The sequence below is a fragment of the Synechococcus sp. B60.1 genome (genome assembly GCF_047462555.1).
In the GTDB taxonomy this organism is placed as follows: Bacteria; Cyanobacteriota; Cyanobacteriia; order Thermostichales; family Thermostichaceae; genus Thermostichus.
Window position 1 is genome coordinate 4,309 of record NZ_JANSJN010000076.1, and the last position, 9,516, is coordinate 13,824.

General features: G+C 61.2%; 10 protein-coding genes and 1 tRNA gene. 5 read left to right on the forward strand and 6 right to left on the reverse strand.

Going from position 1 to position 9,516, the window contains the following annotated elements:
- Window positions 1-2: 2 nt before the first annotated feature.
- Window positions 3-653, forward strand: a complete 651-nt coding sequence (gene bchM, locus NW863_RS09325; RefSeq protein WP_414365928.1) for a magnesium protoporphyrin IX methyltransferase — start codon at window positions 3-5, stop codon at window positions 651-653.
- 147 nt (window positions 654-800) lie between these two features.
- Here bchM and NW863_RS09330 read toward each other — a convergent pair whose 3' ends face one another.
- The 4 genes from NW863_RS09330 to NW863_RS09345 form a co-directional block, all read right to left on the reverse strand.
- Window positions 801-1,529: a HEAT repeat domain-containing protein gene (locus NW863_RS09330; RefSeq protein ID WP_414365929.1), complete on the reverse strand. Its 729-nt coding sequence runs from the start codon at window positions 1,527-1,529 to the stop codon at window positions 801-803.
- A 93-nt stretch (window positions 1,530-1,622) separates the two neighbouring features.
- Complete coding sequence (locus NW863_RS09335) at window positions 1,623-2,381, reverse strand: peptidylprolyl isomerase (protein WP_414365930.1); 759 nt, start codon at window positions 2,379-2,381, stop codon at window positions 1,623-1,625.
- 70 nt (window positions 2,382-2,451) lie between these two features.
- On the reverse strand, window positions 2,452-3,249 hold the full coding sequence (locus NW863_RS09340) for a hypothetical protein (RefSeq protein WP_414365931.1): 798 nt from the start codon (window positions 3,247-3,249) through the stop codon (window positions 2,452-2,454).
- A 61-nt stretch (window positions 3,250-3,310) separates the two neighbouring features.
- A complete protein-coding gene (locus NW863_RS09345; RefSeq protein ID WP_414365932.1) occupies window positions 3,311-4,234 on the reverse strand; it encodes a DUF1517 domain-containing protein in 924 nt (307 codons plus the stop codon).
- 207 nt (window positions 4,235-4,441) lie between these two features.
- Between NW863_RS09345 and NW863_RS09350 the strand changes: the two genes are divergently transcribed.
- The 3 genes from NW863_RS09350 (at window position 4,442) to nusB (ending at window position 8,445) form a co-directional block, all read left to right on the forward strand.
- Window positions 4,442-5,305, forward strand: coding sequence for a Cof-type HAD-IIB family hydrolase (locus NW863_RS09350; RefSeq protein WP_414365933.1), 864 nt, complete (start codon window positions 4,442-4,444; stop codon window positions 5,303-5,305).
- 14 nt (window positions 5,306-5,319) lie between these two features.
- A complete protein-coding gene (locus tag NW863_RS09355; protein WP_414365934.1) occupies window positions 5,320-7,479 on the forward strand; it encodes an ATP-dependent helicase in 2,160 nt (719 codons plus the stop codon).
- Window positions 7,480-7,590: 111 nt separating this feature from the next.
- Window positions 7,591-8,445, forward strand: coding sequence for a transcription antitermination factor NusB (gene nusB / locus NW863_RS09360; protein ID WP_414365935.1), 855 nt, complete (start codon window positions 7,591-7,593; stop codon window positions 8,443-8,445).
- 5 nt (window positions 8,446-8,450) lie between these two features.
- On the opposite strand, the gene NW863_RS09365 is transcribed toward nusB, so the two are convergent.
- Together NW863_RS09365 and NW863_RS09370 are read right to left on the reverse strand one after the other, a co-directional pair.
- Window positions 8,451-8,789 (reverse strand): DUF29 domain-containing protein, encoded by a 339-nt coding sequence (locus NW863_RS09365; RefSeq protein ID WP_414365936.1) that lies wholly within the window; start codon window positions 8,787-8,789, stop codon window positions 8,451-8,453.
- Between the two features lie 76 nt (window positions 8,790-8,865).
- Window positions 8,866-8,937 (reverse strand) — tRNA-Gly (locus tag NW863_RS09370).
- Between the two features lie 103 nt (window positions 8,938-9,040).
- Between NW863_RS09370 and ssuE the strand changes: the two genes are divergently transcribed.
- Window positions 9,041-9,516: NADPH-dependent FMN reductase (gene ssuE / locus NW863_RS09375; protein ID WP_414365937.1), on the forward strand; the 476-nt coding region annotated here is incomplete at its 3' end.

Consider the following 9,516-nt stretch of genomic DNA (forward strand, 5'->3'; position numbering starts at 1 on the left):
CCATCGTCCGCAACTATTTCAACACGGTCGGCTTCGAGCGCTGGCGCCGCATTTACGGCAACGAGGAAGTCAATTTCGTCCAAAAAGATATTCGACTGGGCCATGCCCGCACGGTCGAGACGGTGTTGCAATGGCTGGGGGATCCCTCCGGTTTGCGCATTTGCGATGCCGGCTGTGGGGTGGGCAGCCTTAGCTTGCCTTTGGCCGCCCGCGGGGCGCAGGTGTTCGCCAGCGACATTTCCGAGCAAATGGTCAACGAAGCGCGTCGCCGCCAACAGATGGAGCTGGGATCCACAGACAACCCCCAGTTTCAGGTTTTGGATTTGGAGGAACTGACAGGGGAGTACGATGTCGTCGTCTGCCTGGATGTGATGATCCACTATCCCGAAGCCGACGCCCTGCGCATGCTCAGGCACCTGACCGGACTGGCCAAGTCTCGTCTGCTCTTCAGCTTTGCTCCCAAAACTCCCTGGCTGACGCTGCTGAAGAAAGTGGGGGAGTTTTTCCCCGGCCCCAGCAAGACCACCCGCGCCTATCAGCACCGCGAGGCGACGCTGGTGAGCCACCTTACTGAGTGGGGCTGGAAAGTGCAACAACGGCAAACCATTCAAAGCCGCTTCTACTTTGCCTGGCTGCTCGATCTGGTGCGCTGAAGCCGCCGCCCAGTTACAGTCGTTTCAAATGGCAATGAAACCGTTCGTTGCCTCGATCCCTAACTCCCCTCTCCCTGAGGGAGAGGGGCTGGGGGTGAGGGCTGACTCCCTGAGGGAGAGGGGCTGGGGGTAGTCGTGTCGGGTAGTTTACTTAAGGTTATCCGCTTGCTCCGGCAAGTCGGGATCTGCCAACTTTAGGAGGGCAAGCCGCGTATCATCCCGCACTCCCCAATCGGGATCGCAGCTGGCGCTTGTCAGCAACTGCCTTTTCAACATCGCGTAAACGGTGGGATCCTCGAGAGCCAGTCTCACCTGTTGCCCGAGGATCCCCAGGCTCCAGGCACAGTTGCCGCGGACTGCCGCCACCGGATCGTGGGCCAAACCCCGACAGAGGGCTGCCGCTACCTCCTGCAGAGCCGGGCCGGACAACACCTGAGCTTGGGCCAATTGTCCGAGGGCGCTGGCCGCCCAAAGCCGCACTGCCGCGATATCTTCAGCCAATACTTCCAGCAACACCGGATAGGCGCGGGGATCCTTAGCATTGCCCAGGGCCCACACCAGGCCTTTGCGTACATAGCCATTCCAATCCCGGCGCAAGCTGTCGATCAGCACCTCCACCTCAGCGGGAGCCGGATTGCGACCCAGGGCATAGGCTGCTCCCACCCGCACCAACGGGCAGGGATCCCTGAGCAAAGCCAATAGGCGCGGGATGGCGCGGGGTTCTTCGATCTCACAGAAGGCGCGGGCTGCCTGCATCCGCAAACGGGGATCCGGATCCTGCAACTGCTGCAGCATCCGCTCCACATCCACCTCCGGCGGCGAGTGAGGTGGCAGCTCGTCTAGGGGTTCAAGAGGAGAAAAAGCGTCTTCATGCATGAAAAGGCGCCCACAGGTTGCTGGAGAGGGCGAGCACAAAACTCTCCCCTCCCCAAGCCACGACAGCCGAACCAGCAGCAGAGCTGCTGCCTATCATAAACCGCCGGGGGCCGCCGTCTGATCTGCTCCTGCTGGATACCTGAGCAAGTCCGCTCCTTCCAGCACCCGCGCCGAGCGGATCACATCCCCCACCTGGAGGCGCTCCACCCACTCCATCCCCTCGATGACATAGCCGAACACGGCATAGCGCCCATCCAGGATCGGCAGAGCAGAGAGGGCGATATAAAACTGGGAAGAAGCCGAGTCGAGAGGGCTGGAACGGGCCATGGCTACTGCCCCCAAGCGATGGGGCAAGGCCAGCTTGCTCAGGGCGATGGGATCCTCAATCAAGGTGTTGTAGCGGGGATGAGGCTCCCCGCGCACCTGGATCTCCAAAGGGATGGTGCGCAAGCGGTTGCTGCCCGGCTCGGTGGCGCCGCCGGTGCCATCCCCCCGCGGATCCCCGCCCTGCACCACAAAGGGCTGGGGATCTTTCTCCACCCGATGGAAGGTGAGACCGTTGTAAAAGCCCCGCTGCACCAAATCCACAAACTGGCCGGCAGTAAGGGGCGCCTCCTCCCCGTGGATCTCCAAGAGAACCTTGCCCACTCCTTCGGCAGTTTGCACCTCTAACTCCACCACTGCCTTCCCTTGCAGTTGCGGGCGATGGGCGTAGGCCGCTGGGATCCCAGATGGAGAGCCAGAAGAGGGGGGCGCACTGCGACAAGCGAACAGACCGAGACAGAGGTACCCCAAAGCTAAGCCCAATCCCACTTTGCAGCGGCTCATTCGCCCCAGCTTGGCGAATTTCATCTGCCCCTTCTCCCTTTTTTGATCCAACCTTCCACGGGGATCGCTCTCCCGATGAAAGAAGGATATCTAGCTAGATCCGTTGCGACAACCCCAATTGCAAGGTGACGCTTTGAGCGCCATTGCTTACCCTCACCCCGTAGGGGCTGATGGAGGTGACCCGCCACTCTGCTTTCACCGCCTGGCCAACCGGCACCTGTCGCACCACGTTGTCAATCAGAATCAGAGCCTTGGGATCGCCTGGATCGTGGATCAACCCAACCAGCTTCATCTGCGGCACAGGCTGGGCCCGGATCCGCGCCAACGCCGGCGGAGCGGCTACCCTCGGGGGAGGAGGAGCACTGGTTGCCGCTGCAAGGGTAGGAGCGGCAGCCACCGGCGGAGTTGCAGAGAGTGTTTTCGCCTCCGGCTTGGCCAAGGTTGTCCCAGGTGGCTCCTGAGACGAAACTTCCGCAGATGGATCTCGAGGAGTTCCACCTCCCGCAGATGGGGGCAGGGATGGTTCCTGGGCCAGCAGGAAATCGGAGTTGGGAGAATCGGGGGCCTCAGTCAAAGGATCCCTCAGCCGAGGAGGAGTGGCCTGAGAAAAGACTCCTGGCCGGGGGCGCAGGGTCATCCAGAAGGCTAGCCCTGCCACCAGAGTGGTCGCCAAAGCCAAACCCAGTAGGATCCCTGAGGCAATAGAAGAGCGCCGCAAAGGCAGAGGCGGGCGCGTGCCCCAATAGGGGTACTCTTCCACCAGCCCTTCTTCAAGGCTGTGCTCCAAATCCTCAAGCAGCTCATCCAGCAGGGAATCTGCTTGACCCGTGTAACCCAATGCAGCCCAAGGAGAACGACGGCTCCTGTCTGCCGAAGCATCAAACCCGGACATAGAACCTCCCTTGGCGGTGAGACCCCTAGCCGACAGCAGCCGTCTTCTCACCCCAGCGCCCTCACAGGAGCCGCATTTCCGGGTACTCGGTCAACAGCGCCTCTGCCGACAGGGTGTCTCCTTCCAACTGCGGCGTCCACAGCACTTCGATGGCCACAATTCGCTCCGCCGGAATGGAGGCCAACTGCAGCAGGCACTGCCGCAGATCCGCCGCAGATTTAACTACAGGTAGTGTACCTGAGTTGCCTCGATACGCAACTAGTAGAGTAACGACCAGATACTCGCCGACATCCGGGATTCCGGCAGCAGCGCGTTTCAGAACTGCTTGGGGAACCTGCTGAATCTGGTTGTTGCGGTTGCTGAGGGTTTCGGCGCTGAACTTGCTGCGCTCCTGTAGGGAAGCTTGATAGAACAGAGACTCGGCGCGGGAGAGGGGCAGCTTCTCTGCTTGGGCATGACCATAGGCCCAGTAGTCGCTGTAGCGCATCAAGCCGAGGGTGACCTCTTGCAACAACTGGCTCAGCCCTTCCGGCGATTGGGTATCCGCTTCCAGAGCCAGGGCGTTCATGTCTTTTTGCAGTTGTCGGGCGCTGGCCAGCAGGCCCACTTTTACCTGAGCCACCGTTACCGGCAGGTCAGCAACCCCCTCGTCGCCATCTTCAGAAACAGCCGAGCGCAAGCTGCGCACCAGAAAGCTACCGGCCCCAATCAAGAGCAGCAGTGTCAGCAGGCCGCCACCACCACCCCAGAAAAAGGGCACCACTAGGGGAAACCCAAACCCCCCTCCATAGCTGGGGTACACCGGAGCCGAGCGGGGGGCAGAGAAGGTCGGAGAGCGGAAAGAGCCACCGCCAATGCGACCACCACTGCGGGCCCAGACAGTACTGACAGGAGCCAAAGCCAAGATCAAGGCCAAGGCAACGGCTAGCAAAGGCCGGCAGACGCGACCAATTCGTTTCAGCATGTTCACGGTGTTTTTGTCCATCACGGGGCTAGTCTTCCTCAATTGTATGCTCTTTCCCTAGACAGCAGAGGGCAGGGATCCGATCCCCCAGCCGGCTATTTGAGGTATTCAATCCCTATCGAGATTCTTCATCAATTTCAATTTCCCATCGAGCTCGGGTTAGTTTGACTATCGACAAACTCCGCAGCAGTCGTGTTAGGGTCTGGGAGGTTGCCAGGAGGAGGGGCAATGCAAACTGGAGCAGAAGCTCAAGTCCAGGAGAAAAAAAGGGAAAAGGGAGCCTGGATCCAGAGGGACATTCGGCTGTTGGTGGTGGACATCGACGGCACGATTGCGGGGCCTTCCAACCAGGTTTCGGAGCCGGTGCGGCAGGCCATTCAAAAAGCCAAGGCTGCAGGCGTGCGGGTGGCCATTGCCACAGGTCGGATGCATCGCTCTGCTGAGCGGTTTCATTACGCCATTGGAGCGGACATGCCCCTCTGCAGCTATCAGGGGGCGCTTATTCGGGATCCCGACAGCCAAAAGACCTTGAAGCACTGGAGCCTGGACTGGTCGCTGACGGAGGAGCTGTTGCAGGTGCTGCAGGATCAGCCGGTGGGGGTGCACCTCTACATCGATGACCAGCTCTATGTGCGAGAGCTCAGCCCCCTCAGCCAAGCCTATGCCGAGCGCTCCCAGGTGCCGCTCCAGATGCTTTCCCCCGCCCAATATGGGAAAAGCCCCACCAAGATCCTAGCTGTTTCGGAAGATACGGAGTTTCTGCAGGCATTACAGGGATCCCTGCGGCAGCGGTATTCTCCTGAGCAGATCTACCTCACCCGCTCGGAGCCGATTTTTCTGGAGGCCACCCATCCGGCGGTGAACAAGGGCAATGCCGTTCGTTTTCTGGCGGAAGAGCTGCTGGGGGTGTCAGCGGAGCAGGTGATGGCCATCGGCGATGGCGACAATGACATTGAGATGCTGCGGTATGCAGGGATCGGGGTGGCCATGGGGAATGCCTCGCCGGCTTTGCTGCCCCACGCCGATTGGGTGGCTCCTCCCGTCAGCGAAGATGGAGTGGTGGCGGCCATCGAGACTTTTATCCTCGGCTAGGTAGGGATCCGAGGGTGGGCTTGGCTGCTTCTCCTTTTTCCCAAGTCGCGTTGCGTCCAGAACAGCAACGGGCATTGGCGTATCGCTCGGGGCCTCTGGGGATCGCGGCAGTTCCGGGGAGCGGCAAGACGTTCATCCTGGAGCTGCTAATCGCCGATCTCATCCTGAAGCGAGGGATCCCACCGGATCGCATCGGGGTGTTCACCTACATGCGTTCGGCACGGGTCAATCTGCTGCGCCGTATCAACCAACGCCTGCAAGAGGCGGGCTACCCAGATCGCTTTACCCAAGCCTTTACCTTGCATTCCCTAGCGCTGCGGGTGTTGCGGGAGGCCCCCGGCCCTTGGGAAGAGCTGTCCATCCTGGAGGGATATGAACAGGAGCGCCTGCTCAGCCGTCTCTGCCGCGCCTGGCTCGCCCACCACACTTACCTCTGGGAGCCGCTGATTCCCCCCGACGATTCCCACCAGAAGGTGGTTCGCAACCGGACGCGGTTCCGGCGCAGCTTCCAACAGATGGTGCAGGCGGTGATTAGCACGGCCAAGAATCTGCGTCTGGGGCCGGAGCAGATCCCTGCTGACAGGGAGGGCTATCTGGGTTGGGCGGCTCCGATCTATGCCGCCTACCAAGCGGAGCTGCGCCGCCTGGGCAAGCTGGACTACGACGACCTGGGCTGGCAGGCGGTGGAGCTGATCGAGCGCGACCCGGCGCTGGGGCAGCAGGTGCAAAGTTGGTATGACTACCTGTTCGAGGACGAGGCCCAGGACAGCTCCCCCCTACAAGAAGAGCTGCTGCGGTTGCTCAGCCAGCGCACCGGCAACCTGGTGCGGGTGGGGGATCCCAACCAAAGCATCATGGGCACCTTCACCACCGCCGAGCCGCGGCTGTTTCGTGACTTTTGTCAGGCCAGTCCCCGAGTAATCCTAGAAGAGTCCAGCCGCAGCGCCCCCCAGATCCTCGAGTTGGCCAACCGCCTAGTGGACTGGGTAAACCAGAAGCACCCCATCCCGGCCCTGCGCACCGCCCTGGCTCCCCAGCACATTCGTCCGGCCACCACTGGTGGCCAGAATCCCCCGGCCAGCGAGGGGCAGGTGGAGTTTCGCCGGGTAGCCGGATCGCCGGAGGAGGAGCTGCAGGAGGTAACACGGTGGGCCCTGGCAGCCGCCCAAGCTTTCCCCGACCAGACGGTGGCCATTCTGGTCACCACCAACGAGCTGGGGGGCAAGGCCCTCGACTACCTGCGGGAACTGGGGGCAGAGCAGGTGATCGACCTGTTGCGGGGCAACCCCAGCCAGCGGCGGGTGCTGCTGCAACTCAAGGGAATAATCGACTGGTTGGCACAGCCCACTGTCCCCGCTCGCCTGGCCGCTGCTGTGGATCACCTAGCCGACTGGGCCGGGATCCCACGGGCTGAGCTGCAGCCGATGCTGGGCTGGATCCGCGCCTCGCTGCCGGAGCGGCTGCTCTTTCCCCAGTTTGGGGAAGCCCCTACTTTGCCGGATAGCCCCTCTTGGCAAAGCCTGGGCAGGCTGCTGCGCACCCTGGGGGCTTGGCTGCGGGCTGGGCGCTCCCCTTGGCCGGAAGTGCTGAATGTAGTTGTCCAAAGCCTCTACCGCAAGCCGGAAGAACTGTTTGTGGGTCGCTACGTCATCGACCAGTTGGAGCAGGTGCTGGGATCCCTGCCTGAGGTCGATTGGCAGGAGATTGCCCAAGAATTTCAGGTGATTCTGGATTACCGCCTCAACAACCTGCCCTCGGAGATCTTTGCCTTCAACCCCGAGCCGGGCAGCATCACCGTTGCTACGCTGCACCGTGCCAAGGGTTTGGAATGGGATCAGGTCTTCATCCCCCAGGTGTCGGCCTACGAGTTTCCCGCCCAGTACGGAGAGCGTCGCCTTGGCCTAGCTTTTTTGGAAGATGTGGATATGCAGGCAGAGGCCCTGGCCCAGTTGCGAGAGCTCAGCCGCAGAAGATATTGGGAGCTGCAGGCCAACTCTCCTACCGAACAGGCCTTTCTAGACTTGGCTGCAGAGCGGTTGCGGCTGCTATACGTGGGCATCACCCGCAGCAAGCGGCGGCTCACCCTCTCGGTCTCCAGCCAATCTCGCTTTGGCGAAGAGCAGAGTTCATCGTTGGTGTTTCGCGTGTTGAGCCGCCCTTCCGAGGCGAGTTGACAGCGAGGCCTCGGGTTCTTCCTTGCCCCGCCGCAGCCTGCTAGCATGGCTAAGCCCGGTAGCACCGCCTTGCGGGATGGGGCAGTCGTTTAAAAGCATGGGTATTCTGCAATGCAACCTCGGCGTGTTGCCCGCGAACTGGCCCTGCTAGGGGTCAACCAACTGCCAGCCACGGCGGCCAAACTGAGCGAAAAACAACTGGAGGACTTGCTGCTGGCAGCCATCCGCGCCCTGCAGGAAGAGACCCATGAAACTCTCTCCACGGCGGCGGCAGAAATTCAGCGCAGCGATCGCCTGTTGCACGAGAGTGATCCCCTGTTATTGGCTGCTTCTGATGCCAAGGAAGAGGGCGGATCTCGCTCCCTTACTGTCCGCCTTCAGCAGGCCCAACGACATCTACAACGCTTGGAAACGGCTCTGAAGGCGGCCAACGCCCGCGACACCGCGCCGGGAGAATTGCTGGAGCTGGCCCACCAAGCCCAAGTGGCCCTCAGCAACGCCGGCCAAGCCCTGGAACACATGGAACAACGGCTGTACAGCGTCCGCCACATCCTGGATGAGGTCGTTCAGTTGTCCCAAAAGGCGGTCAACCGGCTGGGAGCTGCCCTCTCCATGCCGGAGCTGTTGCACATCGCCCAAGCGCAAGAGGTGCGCACCTATGCTCTCCAACTGTTGACTGCCCTGCGCACCCATAAGGAGGCTATCGATGCCCGTTTACAAGGGGTTTTGGTAGGCTGGCAACTGCAGCGGGTGGGGCGGATCGAGCGCGATATCCTGCGCCTGGCAGTGGTGGAAATGGAGATCCTGCGCAGCAGCCCCGACAAGGTCGCCATCAACGAAGCTGTAGAATTGGCCAAAAAATACGGGGATCCGGAGGCCGCCGCTTTCGTCAACGGCGTGCTGCGACGAGTGGTGGACAACCCGGTGGAGACCCACAGGGGCCCTGCTGCCGGCTCGGCGGGCTGAGCAGATCACGGGGGATCTTCCTTGCCAGGGTAAAAGTCGGGATCCATCACCTGCTCTAATGTGCAGGGACACTGGGCCGGCAGATCTGTCTCAGACAGGGGCGTTTCTCTCACCACCACCAGGATCCCGTCCTGATAAGCTTCTTGCGGGGCTGCCACGGGCTTGAGGCTGGGATTGTCCCTGAGCAACCGCTGGATCTGGCGGCGTTGTTCGGTCATCGTTGCCCGCCAACCTTTGCCTCGCAGGTGGGGCTGGAAGTGCCCCTTCAGCAGATGTCCTAGCAAGATCCCTGGCCAGTTCAGCAGGGCAGCTTGCTCTTGCCTCCAGAAGCTACGTGCTGCCACTCCTCCCTTCAACCTCGACACTGGCTAGGGGTAGGTTGGGATCGGCAGCGGCGAGAGAGGGTTTTGCGGATCCAGAAGCGGGCGATGAGACTCGAACTCACGACATCCAGCTTGGGAAGCTAGCGTTCTACCACTGAACTACGCCCGCACAGAACCGGGCCCGGCATCCTGAAGCCCTGTCTCTTCTAGTTTATCATCATCTTGCACGTGGGATCCCTGATACAACTGAGGCAGCCTTCTGTCTGCAACCTATGTCCAGCATCCTCTTGCTCTCCGGTAGTCCCAGCACTCCTTCTCGCTCGGAAGCGATTTTGCATCACGCTGCCGGGATCCTGTCCGGTCTCGGGTTGACAACGGAGTTTGTCTCGGTGCGGGACTTGCCGCCAGAGGATCTGGTGCGGGTCAACTTCGAGAGCCCTCAACTCAAGCAGATTCAGGAAAAGGTGGCCCAGGCCGCCGGGATCATTCTCTCCGTCCCTGTTTACAAAGCTTCTTACCCAGGTGTGTTTAAGGCACTGCTGGATTTGCTAGACCAAGATGCCTTTACCGGCAAGGTGATTCTCCCCATCGCCACAGGCGGAACGCTGGCCCACCTGCTGGCCATCGACTTTGCCATGAAGCCGGTGCTGGCCGTGATGGGCGCAACCCATATCTTGAAAGGGGTCTACATCCTCAGCTCGCAAATCCAGTTTGAGGCGGACGGCACCCTGCGGCTGGAGGCCGACGT